This window comes from Helicobacter pylori (assembly GCF_003637665.1).
Lineage (GTDB): Bacteria > Campylobacterota > Campylobacteria > Campylobacterales > Helicobacteraceae > Helicobacter > Helicobacter pylori_CK.
On the sequence record NZ_MVWR01000001.1, the window covers coordinates 296,558 to 314,350 of the forward strand.

General features: G+C 39.2%; 20 protein-coding genes. 7 read left to right on the forward strand and 13 right to left on the reverse strand.

Annotation, left to right across the window (positions count from 1 at the left end; genetic code table 11):
* The first annotated feature begins 3 nt into the window (after positions 1 to 3).
* From EAL49_RS01475 to EAL49_RS01500, 6 genes are read left to right on the forward strand one after another with little or no spacing between them, the layout of a single operon-like run.
* Entirely contained in the window at positions 4 to 318 is a 315-nt protein-coding gene (locus EAL49_RS01475; RefSeq protein ID WP_000868000.1) for a hypothetical protein, read from the forward strand.
* Complete coding sequence (locus EAL49_RS01480) at positions 296 to 1,063, forward strand: RNA polymerase sigma factor FliA (protein ID WP_120828398.1); 768 nt, start codon at positions 296 to 298, stop codon at positions 1,061 to 1,063. Before EAL49_RS01475 ends, EAL49_RS01480 begins: the two co-directional genes overlap by 23 nt.
* On the forward strand, positions 1,056 to 2,120 hold the full coding sequence (gene fliM, locus EAL49_RS01485) for a flagellar motor switch protein FliM (RefSeq protein WP_000763562.1): 1,065 nt from the start codon (positions 1,056 to 1,058) through the stop codon (positions 2,118 to 2,120). The genes EAL49_RS01480 and fliM overlap by 8 nt, the downstream gene beginning before the upstream one ends.
* 3 nt (positions 2,121 to 2,123) lie before the next feature.
* Positions 2,124 to 2,996, forward strand: a complete 873-nt coding sequence (gene fliY / locus EAL49_RS01490; RefSeq protein ID WP_120828400.1) for a flagellar motor switch protein FliY — start codon at positions 2,124 to 2,126, stop codon at positions 2,994 to 2,996.
* A gap of 26 nt (positions 2,997 to 3,022) precedes the next feature.
* Positions 3,023 to 3,559 (forward strand): NanQ anomerase/TabA/YiaL family protein, encoded by a 537-nt coding sequence (locus EAL49_RS01495; protein ID WP_120828402.1) that lies wholly within the window; start codon positions 3,023 to 3,025, stop codon positions 3,557 to 3,559.
* Positions 3,556 to 4,053: a DUF2147 domain-containing protein gene (locus EAL49_RS01500; protein WP_000780285.1), complete on the forward strand. Its 498-nt coding sequence runs from the start codon at positions 3,556 to 3,558 to the stop codon at positions 4,051 to 4,053. The genes EAL49_RS01495 and EAL49_RS01500 overlap by 4 nt, the downstream gene beginning before the upstream one ends.
* Positions 4,054 to 4,072: 19 nt before the next feature.
* Here the strand turns inward: EAL49_RS01500 and fur are convergent, their stop codons facing one another.
* The 4 genes from fur to EAL49_RS01520 form a co-directional block, all read right to left on the reverse strand.
* Positions 4,073 to 4,525 (reverse strand): ferric iron uptake transcriptional regulator, encoded by a 453-nt coding sequence (gene fur / locus EAL49_RS01505; RefSeq protein ID WP_000824996.1) that lies wholly within the window; start codon positions 4,523 to 4,525, stop codon positions 4,073 to 4,075.
* 159 nt (positions 4,526 to 4,684) lie between these two features.
* Positions 4,685 to 5,860, reverse strand: coding sequence for a replication-associated recombination protein A (locus tag EAL49_RS01510; RefSeq protein ID WP_120828404.1), 1,176 nt, complete (start codon positions 5,858 to 5,860; stop codon positions 4,685 to 4,687).
* Entirely contained in the window at positions 5,857 to 6,228 is a 372-nt protein-coding gene (locus EAL49_RS01515) for a heat shock protein transcriptional repressor HspR (protein ID WP_000332999.1), read from the reverse strand. The genes EAL49_RS01510 and EAL49_RS01515 overlap by 4 nt, the downstream gene beginning before the upstream one ends.
* Before the next feature lie 9 nt (positions 6,229 to 6,237).
* The gene (locus EAL49_RS01520) at positions 6,238 to 7,104 is read right to left on the reverse strand and encodes a DnaJ C-terminal domain-containing protein (RefSeq protein WP_120828406.1); all 867 of its coding nucleotides are present in this window, start codon (positions 7,102 to 7,104) and stop codon (positions 6,238 to 6,240) included.
* A 167-nt stretch (positions 7,105 to 7,271) separates the two neighbouring features.
* On the opposite strand from EAL49_RS01520, the gene EAL49_RS01525 reads away from it, so the two are divergent.
* Positions 7,272 to 8,522 (forward strand): hypothetical protein, encoded by a 1,251-nt coding sequence (locus EAL49_RS01525; protein ID WP_120828408.1) that lies wholly within the window; start codon positions 7,272 to 7,274, stop codon positions 8,520 to 8,522.
* A gap of 61 nt (positions 8,523 to 8,583) precedes the next feature.
* Here the strand turns inward: EAL49_RS01525 and EAL49_RS01530 are convergent, their stop codons facing one another.
* The 9 genes from EAL49_RS01530 to dapA form a co-directional block, all read right to left on the reverse strand.
* Positions 8,584 to 9,441: a 5'-3' exonuclease gene (locus EAL49_RS01530; protein ID WP_120828410.1), complete on the reverse strand. Its 858-nt coding sequence runs from the start codon at positions 9,439 to 9,441 to the stop codon at positions 8,584 to 8,586.
* 232 nt (positions 9,442 to 9,673) lie between these two features.
* Entirely contained in the window at positions 9,674 to 10,570 is an 897-nt protein-coding gene (locus tag EAL49_RS01540; RefSeq protein WP_120828412.1) for an OriC activity response regulator, read from the reverse strand.
* A gap of 21 nt (positions 10,571 to 10,591) precedes the next feature.
* Positions 10,592 to 11,812: a bifunctional 2-C-methyl-D-erythritol 4-phosphate cytidylyltransferase/2-C-methyl-D-erythritol 2,4-cyclodiphosphate synthase gene (locus EAL49_RS01545; RefSeq protein ID WP_120828414.1), complete on the reverse strand. Its 1,221-nt coding sequence runs from the start codon at positions 11,810 to 11,812 to the stop codon at positions 10,592 to 10,594.
* 21 nt (positions 11,813 to 11,833) lie between these two features.
* The gene (locus EAL49_RS01550) at positions 11,834 to 13,264 is read right to left on the reverse strand and encodes a DegQ family serine endoprotease (protein ID WP_120828416.1); all 1,431 of its coding nucleotides are present in this window, start codon (positions 13,262 to 13,264) and stop codon (positions 11,834 to 11,836) included.
* Between the two features lie 44 nt (positions 13,265 to 13,308).
* A complete protein-coding gene (locus EAL49_RS01555) occupies positions 13,309 to 14,751 on the reverse strand; it encodes an amino acid permease (RefSeq protein ID WP_162973068.1) in 1,443 nt (480 codons plus the stop codon).
* A 191-nt stretch (positions 14,752 to 14,942) separates the two neighbouring features.
* Positions 14,943 to 15,482, reverse strand: a complete 540-nt coding sequence (gene pgsA, locus EAL49_RS01560; protein WP_017180680.1) for a CDP-diacylglycerol--glycerol-3-phosphate 3-phosphatidyltransferase — start codon at positions 15,480 to 15,482, stop codon at positions 14,943 to 14,945.
* Positions 15,479 to 16,087, reverse strand: coding sequence for a hypothetical protein (locus EAL49_RS01565; RefSeq protein WP_120828422.1), 609 nt, complete (start codon positions 16,085 to 16,087; stop codon positions 15,479 to 15,481). The genes pgsA and EAL49_RS01565 overlap by 4 nt, the downstream gene beginning before the upstream one ends.
* 9 nt (positions 16,088 to 16,096) lie before the next feature.
* Complete coding sequence (locus EAL49_RS01570) at positions 16,097 to 16,885, reverse strand: enoyl-ACP reductase (RefSeq protein WP_033612894.1); 789 nt, start codon at positions 16,883 to 16,885, stop codon at positions 16,097 to 16,099.
* Positions 16,882 to 17,784 carry a 4-hydroxy-tetrahydrodipicolinate synthase gene (gene dapA / locus EAL49_RS01575; RefSeq protein ID WP_120828424.1) on the reverse strand — a complete coding sequence of 301 codons (903 nt, stop codon included), beginning with the start codon at positions 17,782 to 17,784 and terminating at the stop codon, positions 16,882 to 16,884. The genes EAL49_RS01570 and dapA overlap by 4 nt, the downstream gene beginning before the upstream one ends.
* Positions 17,785 to 17,793 lie beyond the last annotated feature (9 nt).

Below are 17,793 nucleotides of genomic sequence, written 5' to 3' on the forward strand. Positions count from 1 at the left end.
CTGATGAAAGTTCAAAATTTTATCCATTTTTCTGTTGTGGTAGGGTTTTTTTTGGGGTTAGTGTTTTCGGTGTTGAAATTCAATGAGCCAGAGAGCATTTTATTATGGACGGTGTTATCCACGCTTGGGGGATACTTGATCGCGTTGCTGTTTGCGTCTATTTTTATCGCTTGCACGGATTTAGATATTTGTCTTTTTGACAAAAAAGGCACTGAAGAGAGCTTGCTTCGTTTCAACCATGAGTTTAAGAACAGAGAAAAAGAAGTGGCTAGTATTTTAGAATACATTAGAAGTTATGATTTTGATGATGGAAAATAGAATGCCCAAAGAAATTCAAAAAACTGAAACCAGCGAAAAAAATATAGAAAAGGTTTTGAACGCCTATGATGAGCAGCAACACCACCATCAAGACGCGCTCGCTATCCAGTATTTACCGGCCGTGCACGCTATGGCGTTTCGTTTAAAAGAGCGTTTGCCCAGCTCTATTGATTTTAACGATCTGGTTTCTATTGGCACTGAAGAATTGATTAAATTAGCCAGGCGTTATGAGAGCGCGTTAAATGATTCTTTTTGGGGGTATGCTAAAACTCGTGTCAATGGGGCGATGCTAGATTATTTGCGCTCTTTAGATGTGATTTCTCGCTCTAGCAGGAAACTCATTAAAAGCATTGATATTGAAATTACCAAACACCTTAATGAGCATGGGAAAGAGCCTAGCGATGCGTATTTAGCAGAAGCTCTAGGAGAAAATATTGAAAAGATTAGAGAAGCTAAAACGGCCTCAGATATTTATGCGTTAGTGCCAATAGATGAGCAATTCAATGCGATTGAGCAAGATGAAATCACTAAAAAGATTGAAGCAGAAGAGTTGTTAGAGCATGTCCAAAAAGCGTTGAATCAAATGAGCGAACGAGAGCAAATCCTTATCCAGCTTTATTACTTTGAAGAGTTGAATTTGAGCGAGATCAAAGAGATTTTAGGCATTACTGAATCGCGCATTTCTCAAATCATTAAAGAAGTGATTAAAAAGGTGCGTAAATCCTTAGGAGTGGATCATGGCTGATATTTTAAGCCAAGAAGAAATTGATGCGCTTTTAGAAGTCGTTGATGAGAATGTGGATATTCAAAATGTCCAAAAAAAAGATATTATCCCGCAGCGCAGCGTAACCCTCTATGATTTCAAACGCCCCAATCGTGTGAGTAAGGAGCAACTGCGTTCTTTTAGGAGTATCCATGATAAAATGGCTAGGAATCTTTCCAGTCAAATTTCTTCTATCATGCGTTCTATTGTGGAAATTCAGCTCCATAGCGTGGATCAAATGACTTATGGCGAATTTTTGATGAGTTTGCCTAGCCCTACGAGTTTTAATGTCTTTTCCATGAAGCCTATGGGAGGAACGGGGGTTTTAGAAATCAATCCTAGCATCGCTTTCCCTATGATTGACAGACTATTAGGGGGTAAGGGGAGCGCGTATGATCAAAACAGGGAGTTTAGCGATATTGAATTGAATTTATTGGATACGATTTTACGCCAAGTGATGCAAATTTTAAAAGAAGTGTGGTCGCCCGTGGTGGAGATGTTTCCTACCATTGACGCTAAAGAATCCAGCGCGAATGTGGTCCAAATCGTCGCTCAAAATGAAATTTCTATCATGGTGGTTTTAGAGATTATCATTGGGCATAGCCGTGGGATGATGAATATTTGTTACCCGGTGATTTCCATTGAGAGCATTCTTTCTAAAATGGGGAGTAGGGATTTGATGCTTTCAGAAACGAATTCCAAAAAGAGCCGTAATAAGGAATTGCAAGCGCTATTGAGTGGGGTGAGCGTGGATATGATCGTGTTTTTGGGCGCGGTGGAATTGAGCCTGAAAGAAATGCTGGATTTAGATGTGGGGGATACTATCCGGTTGAACAAGATCGCTAATGATGAAGTGAGCGTGTATGTGCATAAAAAAAAGCGTTATTTAGCGAGCGTGGGGTTTCAAGGGTATAGGAAAACCATTCAAATTAAAGAAGTGATCTATAGCGAAAAAGAACGCACTAAAGAAATTTTAGAAATGCTAGAAGAGCAGCGCAGAGGCAAAGTGGGCGATATTATGAAAATAGAAGAAGAGTGAGAAATGCAAGATTTTATTAAGATTTTTATTCAAGAGGTTGTCTCTACTTTAGAAGGGTTAGTGGGTAAGGCTCCAAGCGTGGGATTAGAAAAAGAAATTTCTAGTAGCGACGAATCTTTTTTGAAATTAATCAGCGCGCCTTATGCAAGGGTTAAAATTAGCGCGATTGAAAAAGAAGAGAGCTCTATTGAATTACTGGCTCCGGTAGATTTAGTTACCGCTTTAAGCGATTTGATGCTAGGAGGTGAGGGAGCGAGTAAGGAAGAAATGGATAATGACGATTTAGACGCTTTTAAAGAAATGGCTTCTAATATTTTTGGCGCGATCGCTACAAGCTTGAAGTCTCAAGAATTGCTCCCTAAACTCAATTTCACCACCACGAATGCTGAAATCGCTAAAGAGCTTCCTAAAAGAGAAGATTACGCTAAAGCGGTGGTGTTTTCTTTTAAAATGGAAGCCATCAAAGAAAGCCAAATCATTTTATTGACTACGGCGGCTTTTGAGCACCAATTTGAAAAAACGCATAAAGAAGAAAAAGAAGAAACGATAAAGAGCACTACTGAAGCTACTGAAGAGGTTAAAACCCATGACGCGTCTTTAGAAAACATAGAAATCCGCAATATCAGCATGCTTTTAGACGTGAAATTGAACGTTAAGGTGCGCATCGGGCAAAAAAAAATGATTTTAAAAGATGTGGTCTCTATGGATATAGGGAGCGTGGTAGAGTTGGATCAATTGGTGAATGACCCTTTGGAAATTCTTGTAGATGACAAGGTGATCGCTAAGGGCGAAGTGGTGATCGTGGATGGGAATTTTGGTATTCAGATCACGGATATTGGCACTAAAAAGGAACGCTTAGAGCAACTGAAAAATTAAACCATTAAAGTAAAGAAGGAAGGAATATGGCTATTTTTGGGGAATTAGGCTCGCTTGGGCATTTGTTTAAAAAAACGCAAGAATTAGAAATTTTGCATGAGTATTTAAAAGAGGTCATGCAAAAGGGTAGTAAAGCGAATCAAAGGGTTTTAAACCTCGCTTCTAATACAGAATTTCAAGTGCCTTTAGGGCATGGCATCTTTAGCATAGAGCAGAGCTATTGTTTAGAGCATGCCAAAGAAAGCGAGAAAGGCTTTTTTGAAAGCCATAAAAAATACATGGATTTCCAGCTGGTTGTCAAAGGCGTTGAGGGGGCTAAGGTGGTGGATATAAGTAGGGCGATGGTTAAAAACCCTTACGATGAAAAAAGAGATTTGATCGTTTATGAGCCGGTTCAAGAAGCTTCTTTTTTGCGTTTAGATGCGGGCATGCTGGCTATTTTTTTTGAAAACGATGTGCATGCGTTGAGGTTCTATGGAGAGTCTTTTGAAAAATATAGGGAAGAGCCGATTTTTAAAGCGGTCGTTAAAGCGCCTAAAGGATTGATCAAATTAAAATTATGAAATTGGTGAGTCTTGTTATAGTTTTTTGTTGTTTTTTAGGGGCTGTAGAGTTGCCTGGAATTTATCAAACTCAGGAATTTTTATACATGAAAAGCTCTTTTGTGGAGTTTTTTGAGCATAACGGGAAGTTCTATGCCTATGGTATTTCTGATGTGGATGGCTCTAAAGCCAAAAAAGACAAGCTTAATCCTAACCCAAAGCTAAGGAATCGCAGCGATAAAGGCGTGGTGTTTTTAAGCGATTTGATTAAGGTTGGAAAACGATCTTATAAAGGCGGTAAAGCGTATAATTTTTATGACGGCAAGACCTACTATGTAAGGGTTACTCAAAATTCAAACGGGGATTTAGAATTCACTTCAAGCTATGATAAATGGGGGTATGTCGGCAAGACTTTCACTTGGAAACGCTTGAGCGATGAAGAAATCAAAAATCTAAAACTCAAGCGTTTTAACCTGGATGAAGTCCTTAAAACCATTAAAGATAGCCCTATCTAAGCTTCTTCTTTAAAATCTTTTAACATTCACTCTCTTGGCATTCTTTACACCACACAAACATTTTCATGTCATGGCTAATCAGCTTGGCTTGATATTTTTTAACGACTTCATTCTGGCGGTTTTCAATTTCAGGGTCTGCAAATTCAATGATCTTGCCGCAATGCAAACAAATGATGTGATCATGGTGTTCTTTAGCCGCAATTTCATAGCGCCGGCCGCTTTTTGAAGTCTCTAAAACACAGATAAAATTTTCTTTTTCTAAGAAATTCAAAATGCGATAGACTGAAGAAATGCTGGTGTTTTTGTCCTTTTGGCGGATAGAATGCGTGATTTCTTCAGGGCTTAAGTGTGTGCCGCTGCGATACAAAACGCTCACCACTTCTTCTCTTTGTTTTGAATTTTTGAGTCCGTTTTTTTTGATAGACATCCTCAAGCGCTCTAAAATGGATTCCAAAGTTTCTAATCTTTTCATGCTGATATCTTCCTTATCCGTAAAATGATTTTTATAACTAGAATATTATTATACAATAATAATGCGATGAAACATAGATAAAACTCATTATTATTTTAATTTAATCAAAAAATATTGATTTTTTATTACCATTGTCGCATTTTAATGTAACTTATAAGATCAATTTCTTATTTTATCAAGCCATTCTAAAAGGGTTTTTTCAAACCCTATGCCTTGAGAAGAAACCAGATTTAGGGGTTTTTCCAAATAATCTTGTTTGACATAGCCGTTATAATCATGCGGGTAAAGGTAATCTTTAGCGTTAGGCAACAGGTGTTTAGGAATAGGGTAGAGTGAGCCTTTTTGAACGCAATCCAAAGCCTGATTGATCGCTCTATAAGCCGTGTTAGACTTGGGCGAACAAGCCAGATAAATCACGCATTGGCTTAAAATGATGCGCGCTTCAGGGTAGCCGATTTGTTTGACTGAAAACAAGCAAGAAGAGGCTAAATTAAGGGCGTTTGGGTTAGCGTTACCAATATCTTCGCTCGCAAAAATCACCAGCCTTCTGGCGATAAATTCCGGGTTTTCCCCGCCAGCAATCAAGCGCGCCAGATAATAGATGGAAGCGTTTTCATCGCTCCCTCTTAAAGATTTGATTAACGCGCTAGTGAGGTTATAATGCGTATCATCGCTATAAGATCCATCATTTAGGCTATGGGGCCGTAAGGATTGTAGGGTTTTTAAAGTGATAGGATCTTCTATTTTAGCGCTCAAATCTAAAAGGTTTAATAACGCTCTAGCATCGCCAGCGCTGTTGTTTAAAAGATAGGTTTTAGCGTCAGGCTCTATTTGTTTTTTGAGCAATGTTAAAGCCTTATCGCAAAGCTTGTCTAAATCGCTCTTGTTTAGGGGGGTCAATTCAAAAATAAAACTTCTTGAGCGGATCGCATGGCTTAGGCTGTAATTAGGATCTTGCGTGCTAGCCCCTAAGATTAAAGCGCGATCTTTTTCCATAATGGGGAGTAAAAATTCTTGTTGGGTTTTATTCAATCTGTGGGTTTCATCAATAAAAATAACGGGTTTTAAAAGGGTGTTTTGGTAATTTTTAAGCTTAAGGCGCAAATCCTCTAGCTTAAAATCTGTCGCATTGAATAAAAGAATGGGGCGCTCTAGGGAGTGAGCGATGATTTGAGCCAGGCTTGTTTTACCCACGCCAGGAGGGCCATAGAAAAATGCATGGGGGAAGTGTTTGGATTGTAGGGCTTTAAATAAGGGGGCGTCTTTCCCTATTAAATGCTCTTGGCCTAAAAAATCTTCTAGGCTTGTGGGGTTTAAAAGCGAAGTCAGGCTCATTTTTTAAATAAAATCAATTCATAGAAATTAGTAGGGGTGTTTAAATTTTTCGTTGGGGTTTTGGTGTTTTTAGAGTGTTTTTGCAGAGCGTCTTGCAGTTCTTTATTGAGGTTGTCTAATTCATCAAGCTTTTCTTTTAAACGCAAGATAATATCCACGCCCGCTAGATTAACCCCCATATCCCTTGTAAGGCGTAAAATCGTTTTGATTTTGTCCATGTCTCGTTGGGAATACAAGCGCATTTTCCCATCAGTCCTGCTAGGCTCTATCAAACCCTCTTTTTCGTATTGGCGCAAGGTTTGAGGGTGCACGCCTAAGATTTTAGCCACGACGCTGATTAAATAAAGCGGTTCATCATAATCGCACACGATTCCTCCTTACAATTCTTTTTCTAATAACGCTTTCAACTCATTAGAAAGCGTCTCCGTTTTAGGCAAGATCAAACGAGCTTGCAAATACAAATCCCCCACATGCGAAGTTTTTCTGTTTTTGATCCCTTTTTCTTTAATGCGGAATTTTTGCATCGCTTTGGTGTTAGGGGGAATGGTTAGGGTTAAGGTTTTATGCCAAGTAGCGATTTCAATTTTCCCTCCAAAAAGAGCCGTTTTTAAGGGTAAATCAAAGATTTGGATAATATCGTCTTTCTCGCGCCTATACATTTCATCTTCTTCAATATGGATCTGCAAGAGCAAATCGCCCCTGCCCATTTGCCCCTTTTTCCCTTTGTTGCGAACCCTGATTTTTTCGCCCTCTTCCACGCCGATAGGGATTTTAAGGCTAAAAATCTCATTATTGATGCTCACTTGTTTTTTATTGCCTAAAAGGGTGTCTAAAACAGAGACATTTAAAGTGATGGTCATGTCTAAATTTTCAGGGGCGAAATTGGAAAAATTAAAGCCAGAAAAACCTTGCGAGTTTTGAGAAAATCTTTGCGAAAAGCCTCCTTTCCCAAAAATAGAGCTTAAAATATCGTCTAAATCTTCACTAGGACCACGGCTTCGGGCAAAGTCGCTGAAATTCTGCCCGCCAAACATGTTATCGCCAAACTGATCGTATTGGCGGCGTTTTTCTTCGTCGCTTAAAATTTCATAAGCGGCGTTGATTTCTTTGAATTTCTCTTCGGCTTCTTTGGTTTTATTCAAATCCGGGTGGTATTGCCTAGCTAAACGGCGGTAGGATTTTTTGATTTCATCTTGGCTGGCGTTTTCGCTCACGTTTAAAGTTTGGTATAAACTCTTACTCATGGATCACCTTTAAAATAGTTTTATTAGAATACTATCATAAATCTTTAGTGTTAGTCAATCAAGTTTATTGATAATGTTTAATGGTAATTGAGATTTTAAACCCGTTTCAGCGCAATTAAAAGGAATTTTAACTAAAATATTGAGTTTAAATCCACGATGAGTTTTTAATGCAATATAAGAAAAATAAGAAAAGATATTATTATTTAGCGTTAGGGATCCTTTTTTGTAATGGTCTGTCTTTGAAAGCTTTAGAAATCGCAGTCAAACCTTTTGGCTATCTGGGGCTATTGTATAATCAAGGGGCGCAAAAAAACCCTCACAGCTATGTGGGGGCTTTAGCGCGTCTTGGGGTGGATTTTTCTTATAGCAATGGGTGGTCCTTTGGTATTGGAGCGATTGGGGCTTGGAATATTTATAACAAACAGCGTTTGGCTAACCTTTACATCAGTCTAGGGAATTTTTTTGGTAACCCTAACAATGTTAAACCTTATTTGAGCGCTGGCGATGTTTCCGATGCGTATCTTCAATACGCTAACCAGCGTTTTAAAATCGCTTTAGGGCGTTTCAATACCGATTTTGTGGATTTTGATTGGATAGGGGGCAATATTCAAGGGATCTCTGTGGCTTTTAAGCAAAATTCCATGCGTTATTTTGGGATTTTTATGGATAGCATGCTTTATAACGGGCATCAAATTAATAAAGAGCAAGGCAATCGGATCGCTACTTCCCTAAACGCTCTAGCGTCTTATGATCCTGTGTCTAAACGCTTGTATGTAGGGGGGGAAGTGTTTGTTTTGGGCGCAGAATACAGGCATGAAAATCTTAAAGTGGTGCCTTTTATTTTAACGGACACCCGCTTGCCTTTGCCCACTCAAAATGTTTTAGTGCAAGTGGGGGGTAAGTTGGAGTATGACGCTTCCTTATCTAAGGGTTTCACTTCGCACACTCTAGTGCATGGCATGTATCAATACGGTAACACTGATGCGGCTACAAGCGCTAAAAATGCCGGCTTGTTTTTGATCGATCAAACTTTTAAATACAAAATTTTTAATTTTGGAACGGGTTTTTATATCGTTCCGGCAAGGAACAACAAGGGCTATCTATGGACTTTTAACGACAGGACTAAATTCTATGGTCGTGGGATCAACGCGCCCGGTGTGCCAGCGATTTATTTTGCTAATTCTAGCATTTCAGGCTATGTTTTTTTAGGGCTTAAGACTAAAAGGGTGCGTTTAGACGCGATGGTGGCTTTTGGGGATTATCAAGAATATTCTTTAATGAGCAGTTTTAGGGTTTGGACTTATAGGAGTTTGTCTTTTGATATGGGTGGGGGGTATGTGTATGCTTATAATTCTAAAGCCACAAGAAAAAGCCTTGGAGATAGTTCTTTTGTCTTTTTTGGGAAGTTTTTATTTTAAAAAATGCCATTTTACAATCAATAGCAAAGGGCTTGCCACAAGTAAGCGATAATTTTTTGTTTTAAGAAATTCTTTTAAAATCAGGTTTTTGTGTTTTTTTAGGGAAAAAAGTTTTTTTGAACTCAGGTTCCCATAGTTTGATCACGCCATGGTGGGTCATCTGGTGCATATTGACTAAACGCATGTTTAAAAGAGCCTTTTCTTTAGCTTCGCTGTCGCTCAAATCTTCTTTGATTTTGAACGCTTGAATGATCTGCTCCCACAATTCATGCTCTTTAGCGTCTTCGTTTAAAAAATCTTTATAGTTGAAGCCACCAATCCCTTTGACCCCCTTAATATTATCCCCCTTATCCCCCACAACGCACTGGTAATAAGCAAAAAAATGAGCCTCTTTTTGACTCACATTAAAAAAAGCGTTGGTTTTGAGATTGAAATGAGAGCCTCTATTGGAATACAAAATATCCTTATCCATGCTGGCTATCACATAATTGTTGGGGTCTTTCTTTTTGTAAAAAGAGATAATATCATCGGCTTCATATTCAAAACAATGTTCGCCCTGGATTTTAGCCCCTTTTTTTAGGGGGTATTTTTCCACGATGGCGATTTTTAGGGTTCTTAGAAGGGCTTTAAAATCTTCATCAAATTGGTGGCGTTTTTGTTTGTAATGATCGCACAGCTGGTAGCGGAAACTCTCTCTGCCCCTAGTGATAAAAAAAAGCGTTTTAGAGCAACGGGTCTTGCGCATGATAGATAAAATTTGAGTGGTAAGAAAGATTATGCCCACTTCTTGCAAGCTATAAGCGGCGAATCTTTTGGGGAGCGTTTTATTAGAGAGCAAACGCCTAACAATATTAGGGATAACGCAATCAATGTCCAGTAAAAGAGTTCTTGAATGCGTGAATCTTGTTTTGTTAAACACTTGTCTAATGGTTAATCCTTAAGTTGAATTTCTCTTTTCAAAAGTTAAACTATTATAGTAAATATATAGCAAATAATAAGTTATTTTAATAATAATTAGCTCTATTCTCATTAAATACGCTAAATTTTAAGAGATCACCGCTTGTTTTAGCTCTTTTGATTGTAAAAATGCTTTTAGCATTTTTACATTTTATGATCAACGCCCCACAAAAACAGGGTTTAAGGATTTTCTGTTATTTGCGCGGTAAGTTATATTTCCGGCGTTTTTCCCAAAGGCTTTTGCGGCTAATGCCAAGCTTGTTAGCCAATTCTGTATCGGTGCAAGTAGAAGAAAAATGCCTAATCGCTTCTTTTTCATACTCTTGAATGGAAAGGAAAGTCGTGTTATCGCTAAACAAAGATAGGGGTTTATTGCCGTATTCAATGCTCACAATTTTAGGAAATTCTAGGGGTTCTTTATGGGTATAGGACAAAACAATGGGGCATGAACGAGCCAATTCTAGCAATTTCAATTGCTCATCTTTTTTAAGCTCTTCTAAATGCATGATGTAAAAAGGGCGTTCTAGTTTGTCTTTATTCTTGTATAGCTCTTTCCAAGTGGTATCCTTTAAAGAGAAAAAAGAAAAATCCATTTGCCTTTCTTTAGCGTATTGCAATAAATAAGCGTTCGCAAGCTCTTGAGAGGGCGTGTGAATAATAAAGGGCGGCCTGTAAGAAAAATCTTTAGGCAAGGGCAATTCCGCATGGATAAAGTCTAAGTAATTTTCATAAAATCCCAAGCGAGCGGTCATTTCTTGGTAGGCTTTGTGGTATTGGATCTTACGCAACAATTCATCCATTTTAAAAGGTTTTAGAATATAATCTCTCGCTCCCGCTTGAATGGGTTTATTCACCCCATCTTCATTGACATGCGAAGCCATCATGATAATGATTTGCTTGGAATTATAACGCACAAAATGTTCGCAACGCCCTTGAGTGCAAACTTTAGAAGAAACCAAAATCACATCATAAGGCTCTTTATTTTCTTCTGAAATGCTAGAGATGATCTCGCAAAAATGCCCTAAATCATGCAAATTATGCGAAATACTCCTAGCTAGTGCTAAATCGTCTTCAATGATTAAGATTTTCATCCATTCTTCCTTTTATCGCGTTTAAAGTTTTTGTTTATAACGCATGCTCGCATGCGCTTGGACTAACAGCCCTTCTTGTTGGCCAATGAACCCCATTTTTTCCATTGTGGTGGCTTTCAAGCTGATTTGAGATTTTTCTAAACCTAAAAGTTGGCTCAAATTCTCTAAAATCGCCGGTTTGTAAGGAGTGATTTTAGGGATTTCGCTAAAAATAGTCGCTCCCATTTCAAGCAATTCAAACCCAATGCTTTGAGAAAAATCCAACACGATTTTTAAAAGCTCTTTAGAAGAGGCGTTTTTGTATTTGGGGTCATTATCAGGGAACCATTCGCCAATATCCCCCCCTTTAATCGCCCCTAAAATCGCATCAATAACCGCATGCAATAAAGCATCGCCATCGCTATGGGCCTTTAACCCAAACTCGCAATCCAAAACAACCCCCCCTAAAACCATAGGCTTATTTTTAACAAACGCATGCGTATCAAAACCCATGCCTATAAAAGTGTCTTTTGCTGGGTTGAAAAAGAGCGCGAAATGTTTCAAATCATCGCTTGTGGTGAGTTTGTGCAAATTTTTACTGCCTTCAATATAACTCACACGATCAGGGAAAGCTTGTAAAATCGCGCTGCTTTCATCTTTAAAATCCCCTTGATTTAGGGCTGATTGGAGCGTTTTGGTGTGGCTTAATTGCGGGGTTTGAATGAGTTTGATCGCTTCTCTGTCTAAAGCCTCGTTATAATAGATCGCTGTGTCATAGCAAGGCAAGTAAGGAGCGATGCAATAATGGCTCGTTTGTTGGAGGGCTAAAAACAAGCTTTTGAGCGCTTCCATATTGGCTAAACCCCTAGCCGCATCGCTGGTAAGCGTGTAAGCGCTATCAATTACTTTTAAAGCGTTACGGACGGATTCTTGCCTTGATGCCCCGCCTTTTACAAGCTTGATTTCAGGGTAATGGCGTTGGATATAAATATAATCCAATTCGCTTACGACTAAAAGGATTTCTTTAAAGTCTAGGGCTTTTTTAAAGCTTTCATAAACGCTGAGCCATAAGGGGGTATGATTAGAGCGCAACCATTGTTTTTTGATTGTTTGAGAAAAACGCTTAGACTCCCCAGCGGCCAATAAAACAACGCTCGTTTGTTTGATAAGCGTTTCTAGCGTTTCTTTAGTTTCAAAAGGGTCTTCTTCTAAACTTTCTAAAGAGAGTTTAAAAGCTTCCCCATTCACTCTAATCAAAGACATGCGGCTAACAATCCATCTCTATCATTTCACCAAAATGATCCTATAACCTTGATTCAAGTCTAAAACTAAGAATCGTTTGGGTTTGCCTTTATACTTTTCTAAAGCATGGTTAAAATCCGCAACGCTTTTCACTTCAATCTCTTCAATTTTTGTGATAATGTTACCTTGCCTAAAGCCGGCTTGCTCTGCTGGGGAATTTTCATTCACTTGAGAGACTAAAACCCCTTGAACATCATCGCTCAAACGCATAGACCTTTTGGTTTTTTGGGTTAAATCTTCTACTTGAAGCCCGTTCAATTGGCCTTGTGCACCGTTTTGAGCAGAAATGGTTTCTTTTTTGTTAGGGTTTTTCCTTTCGGCAAGAGTGAGAGTGAAAGTGCGTTCTTTTTTGTCTCTAATGACTTTTAAGGTTACTCTTTGATTGGGCAGCATAGAGCCGATTAGATTTCTTAACTCGTTCGTGTTTTTAACCTTTTTGCCATTGACTTCAGTGATCAAATCCCACACCAAAATCCCTGCTTTTTTAGCCGGAGAGTCTTTTTCTACGCTAATGACTACCGCCCCTTCTTTATTGTCATAAGAATTTTGCAAATCGCCACTCAAATCTTGCAAGCCCACGCCCAAGTAACCTCTTTCAATCTTACCGGTTTTGATGAGCTGGGTTACAATATCCTTAACCATGTTAGAAGGGATGGCAAAGCCAATGCCGTGGTTGCCCCCGGTTTTAGAGATGATAGCGGTATTGATCCCCACTAATCCTCCACGGCTGTCAATCAAAGCGCCGCCGGAATTTCCAGGGTTAATAGAAGCGTCTGTTTGAATGAAATTTTCATAGCTGTTGATCCCAATCCCGCTTTTATTGAGCGCTGAAACAATGCCTTGAGTAACGCTTTCGCCCACGCCAAAAGGGTTACCAATCGCAAAAACCAAATCGCCCACTAAAATATCATTAGAATCAGAGAATTTGATCGTGGGTAAGTTGTCTTTAGTGATGCGAATCACCGCCAAATCGCTTTCAGAATCCGTGCCTACTAAAGTGGCAGGATATTCTTTGTTGCTCCCTGGAATGGTTACTTTAATCTTATCTGCACCATCAATCACATGGTTATTCGTAACGATATAGCCATCTTTAGAAATGATGACGCCGCTGCCTAAAGCCCTTTCCATTCTTTCTTTAGGGATCATGCCGCCCAAATCCCCAAAAAATTGTTGGAAAAAGGGGTCGTTAAACACACCGCCACCTATAAAGTTGTTTTTAATCTTCTTTTCAGTGGAGATATTCACCACCGCTTTAATAGAATCCTTAATAGAATCGTGGTAAGAATAGATCGTATCCTCTTTAGAGGGGACGCTTATTCGCTCTTTCACTTTGGGCATGCTTTGGATTTGGATATTGCCCGCATTCAAGCTTAACGCTAAAGCCAAAGAGATAAAAAGGGTTTTTTTCATCATGGTTACTTCCTTAAAATGTGCTAAACTTCAAAATTAAAAAGAGATTATATCAAATCTTTTTTGTTATTTTCATTAGCTTTTTGTGTAAAATAGTATCCAATGTAACAAATAACAGCAAAAACAATCGTTAAAATCATCCCAATGCGTTGATCCTTATCCATAGCCGAACCAATCACGCCGATAATGCACCCCGTGATCCCTATGAGTTGCAAAAAGGGCAGAAAGGGGGCTTTATAAGGCAAATCCTCTAAAGAATGCCCGGCTTTTAAGTATTGCTTGCGGAAAGAATATTGCGAAATGGACACGCTAACCCACACAATAATCACCGTGAAACTGATCACATTAATCAAAGCTTCCACGACATTTTCTTTCGCATAAATTTGGACTAAAAGCCCTATGAGAGAAAAAGAAAGGGAAAAAAACATCGCATAAGTGGGCGTGCCTTGTCGGTTGAGTTGGGAAAAAACTTTAAAAAACATCTTTTGTTTGGACAGCCCATAAATCATGCGGCTCGCTCCATAAAGCCCTGAATTAGCGGTAGAAAACATCGCCGTAATGATAACAGCGTTCATTATATCAGCCACATAAGGGATACCCATGCCAATAAAGGGCAAATTGATGCGTTCTAAAACGCTCACAAAAGGGCTTTGCGCGATAGAAGAATCATTCATGGGTAAAAAAACAGAAATGACAAACACCGAGCCTAAAAAGAAAAAGACAATCCGCCACAAAGTCGCTTTAATCGCTTTAGGCATCACTTCGCTAGCGTTTTTAGTCTCTCCTACAGCCACCCCAATCACCTCTGTGCCAGTGAAAGCAAAAATGACAGCGAGCATAGCAGAAAAAACCGCCGCGCTCCCGTTAGGGAAAAACCCCTTATCGCCAAAATGGAAGTTATCAAAAATAGAACTAAACCCATGCAAATAGATTTGATAGAGGATCCCAATTACGCCAATGCCTATAAAAGCGATCACCGCTAAAACTTTAATCAGGCTAAAGAAAAACTCGCCCTCGGCAAAAATTTTAACCGAAAAAAAGTTCAATAAAAAAACTAACGCAATGCATAAAATAACCCAATAATGGATAGGAATACCCGCAAACCAGCGTTGCATGAGCATGCCTATAGCGATGTATTCTAGCGCAACCGTGATCACCCAGCCAAGCCAATACATCCAAAAAACCATATAGCCCGTGCCAGGGCCTATGAATTTAGCCGCATAATCCCCAAAACTGCCCGTAGTGGGATAAACGCTAGCCAATTCGCCTAAAGAGAGCATGATACAATAAACCACAAGCCCTCCAAAACAATAAGCGATCAAGGTCCCTAAAGGGCCGGCGCTTGCAATATTACCCCCAGTGCCTACAAAAAGCCCTGTGCCAATCGCTCCTCCAAAGGCAATCATCAAGAGATGGCGCATTTTCATGTCTCTTTTAAGCTCGCCTTGTTTTTGCGTGGTATTTTGATGCGTTATCTTTTGATTGTCCATGCGACACCTCCTTAGATTGAAAATAAAAATAGCTTGAATTATAACAAAAATAAAATGATTTTTTTTAATTGAATATTGAAAATAAAATTTTAAAAAAACGAAAGAATGCTAAAGTTGGTGTTTATCAATATTTGATGAGAGCGGATTTTTAAGGTATTTTTTTAAAGAACGCTAAAAATTATTTTAAAACATTAAGATTTATAATATTTAATCGTGTAATCTATCCCCGAATAAAGGGTTAAAAAAACCGCTATAGCCACAAGCGCATAGGAGTAAGTTAAATTGGCTAATAAAGCGCCAATCGCCACGACTTGAGAAACGGTTTTATACTTGCCTAACGCATTGACAGGAATATCCTTTTTTTCATTAGCGGCTAAAACCCTAAGCCCTGAAATAAAAAATTCGCGCCCTAAAATCACAAACGGGATCCACGCATTCACACGATCCAAATGGACTAACCCTAAAAACGCGCTCAAAATAAGGATTTTATCCGCTAAAGGGTCAAAAATTTCCCCAAAGCGCGATTTGGCTTTATAGCTTCTAGCGATGTAGCCGTCCAATAAATCCGTGAGCGCTGCAAATAAAAAAACCAATGAAGAGATCATGTTAATGTGAAAGGGGGTTAAAAAACTGAAATAAGTGCGCGTGTTTAACAATAAAAACAATAAAAATAAGGATAAGACAATGCGTAAAATCGTCAAAAAATTAGGCAGGAGTTTTAAAACTTTCATGCTTTCAAAAAGACTTGTGAAAAATTCAAAAACGCGCGCGCCAAAAACCCAAGCGCCACACACATTAAAATCACAGCGGTCGTTAAAAAGATGATAACTAACGCTTGCACTAAAATCCCTAAAAGAGCTAGCATGAAACTAAAAAGCAACAACCTAAAACCGCTTAAAAAAAATCTTTCTTGCGTGTAAAGGCTCAACTCTCTATAGAGTTTATGCAAATAAAAAATAGAAACACCATTACCGATCAATGAAAGGGCGTTACTGGCGTTAGGGACAAGATAGCTTAAAAGAGCGCATAAAATCACCGCCAAAAAACTGAAAGCAAAATTTTCAAAAAAACTCAGATGGCGCGTGATTTTAGAAAGCCTGTAAAAACCAATCGCTCCGGCAATAAACCCAATCGCGCACAAAAAAAGAGACAATAACACGATATAAGCCAATTGATTATTGAAGAGGTTAGAAATTTGAAACGATTTTGTTCCGCTTGAAACAAGAAAAAGCACTAAAAGAATAGCCCCACACAAAGGGGCGAAAAAATAGCCCAACAAGCATTTTTTAATGAATTGCAACTCTTTGTTTTGGTGGATGTGGATAATGTTTTTCAAAAAAAATCTTTATTTAAAAGTGGTCCCGCCATCTACAACGATCGTTTGCCCTGTAAGCCAACCGCTTTGGGTTTCATCGCATAAAAAATAAGCCGCTCCGGCTAGATCGTTAGGATTGCCCATGCGTTTTAGGGGCGATTGCTCTTCTACTTTTTCTTTAATCTCCACATAATCAGGGAAAGCTTTCAAGGCGTCCGTATCAATAGGCCCGCCGCTAACCGCATTCACTCTAATGTTAAATTCGCCTAAATCCACGGCAGCGTATTTGACCATGGTTTCTACGGCGTTTTTAGAATTGCCATGCCCAGCATAATTAGGCATATAGACCAAATTCCCGGTAGAGCTTAAGCTCACGATCGCCCCACCGCCTATTTTTTGCATGCGTTTTGCCGCTTCTTGAGCCCCCACCACAAACGCTAACACGGTGGCTGTGTAAATGTTGTTTAACCCCTTAGGTTTTAATCGCATGAAAGGCGCAAATCCCCCCACAACAGAGCGCCCATAAATAATAGCGTTAGAAATAAAAAAATCCACTCTGTCAAAATCCGCGTCAATTTGTTTGAAAAGCTCTGTGTATTGCTCAGGCTCTAAAACATTAAGGGGGTAGGCTTTGGCTTTAATGGAATATTTTTGCTCCACATCTTCTATAATTTTGTTGGCTTCTTCAACATTTTTATTGTAAGTGAAAGCGATATTCACGCCGCTTTGAGCGAAACGATACAATATCGCCTTGCCAATGCCTCTAGTCGCGCCGCTAATCACTAGGGTTTTATGTTTCATGTGATTGGAACCATTCATGCAATTACCTCATATTGTTGTAAAGTTTTTTCTAAAAGTTTAATCGTTTCCTTGCTTGGAGCCACTAAAGGCAGTCTGTAGCTTGGGTTTTCAATCAAGCCGGCTAAATGCATAGCCATTTTAATAGGGATAGGGTTCGTTTCTACAAAAAGGGCTTGATGCAAATTAAAAAGCTTGTCTTGGATTTCTAGGGCTTGTTGGTATTCATGTTTGAGCGCGCAATTGACCATTTGTGAAATCAAATTGGGCATTAAATTACCGGTCACTGAAATCACGCCTTGACCCCCTGAAAACATGATAGAGTGGTTGAGCGAATCTTCCCCACTAAAAATGTGAAAATCTTTTTCATGATGGTGCAATTCTGTTACTCTTTTCAAAGAGCCAGACGCTTCTTTAATGGCTTTAATGTTAGGGATTTCTCTAAAAAGCTTGAGAGCGGTTGGAACTTCAATAGACACGCCCGTTCGGCTTGGCACATCATAAAGCATGACAGGGATTTCTACCGATTGAGCGATAGTTTTATAATGTTCAAACAAGCCTTGTTGGGTGGGGCGGTTATAATACGGACTTACGCATAAAATCGCATCTGCGCCGATTTTTTGAGCGAACTTTGCCAAAGAAAGGGACTCGCTCGTGGCGTTACTGCCCACGCCGGCTAACACTTTCATGCGTGAATTGGAGGGCGTTTTAGTGTTTTTGCAAGTCTCTATGGCGATTTCAATGCAACGCATGTGCTCTTTGTGGGTGAGCGTGGCGGATTCCCCTGTCGTGCCAACAGGCACGCATGCGTCCATGCCCTGAAAAATTTGGCGCTTGATCAAAGTTTCATAAGCGGCCTCATCAACGCTCAAATCTTTTTTAAAAGGCGTAATTAACGCACTAGATGAATGAAATTGCATGTTATAAGG

Coding starts and splice junctions, on each gene's coding strand:
- EAL49_RS01475 (WP_000868000.1), top strand. CDS start 4: ATGAAAGTTCAAAATTTTATCCATTTTTCTGTTGTGGTAGGGTTTTTT.
- EAL49_RS01480 (WP_120828398.1), top strand. CDS start 296: ATGATTTTGATGATGGAAAATAGAATGCCCAAAGAAATTCAAAAAACT.
- fliM (WP_000763562.1), top strand. CDS start 1,056: ATGGCTGATATTTTAAGCCAAGAAGAAATTGATGCGCTTTTAGAAGTC.
- fliY (WP_120828400.1), top strand. CDS start 2,124: ATGCAAGATTTTATTAAGATTTTTATTCAAGAGGTTGTCTCTACTTTA.
- EAL49_RS01495 (WP_120828402.1), top strand. CDS start 3,023: ATGGCTATTTTTGGGGAATTAGGCTCGCTTGGGCATTTGTTTAAAAAA.
- EAL49_RS01500 (WP_000780285.1), top strand. CDS start 3,556: ATGAAATTGGTGAGTCTTGTTATAGTTTTTTGTTGTTTTTTAGGGGCT.
- fur (WP_000824996.1), bottom strand. CDS start 4,525: ATGAAAAGATTAGAAACTTTGGAATCCATTTTAGAGCGCTTGAGGATG.
- EAL49_RS01510 (WP_120828404.1), bottom strand. CDS start 5,860: ATGAGCCTGACTTCGCTTTTAAACCCCACAAGCCTAGAAGATTTTTTA.
- EAL49_RS01520 (WP_120828406.1), bottom strand. CDS start 7,104: ATGAGTAAGAGTTTATACCAAACTTTAAACGTGAGCGAAAACGCCAGC.
- EAL49_RS01525 (WP_120828408.1), top strand. CDS start 7,272: ATGCAATATAAGAAAAATAAGAAAAGATATTATTATTTAGCGTTAGGG.
- EAL49_RS01540 (WP_120828412.1), bottom strand. CDS start 10,570: ATGAAAATCTTAATCATTGAAGACGATTTAGCACTAGCTAGGAGTATT.
- EAL49_RS01545 (WP_120828414.1), bottom strand. CDS start 11,812: ATGTCTTTGATTAGAGTGAATGGGGAAGCTTTTAAACTCTCTTTAGAA.
- EAL49_RS01550 (WP_120828416.1), bottom strand. CDS start 13,264: ATGATGAAAAAAACCCTTTTTATCTCTTTGGCTTTAGCGTTAAGCTTG.
- EAL49_RS01555 (WP_162973068.1), bottom strand. CDS start 14,751: ATGGACAATCAAAAGATAACGCATCAAAATACCACGCAAAAACAAGGC.
- pgsA (WP_017180680.1), bottom strand. CDS start 15,482: ATGAAAGTTTTAAAACTCCTGCCTAATTTTTTGACGATTTTACGCATT.
- EAL49_RS01570 (WP_033612894.1), bottom strand. CDS start 16,885: ATGAATGGTTCCAATCACATGAAACATAAAACCCTAGTGATTAGCGGC.
- dapA (WP_120828424.1), bottom strand. CDS start 17,784: ATGCAATTTCATTCATCTAGTGCGTTAATTACGCCTTTTAAAAAAGAT.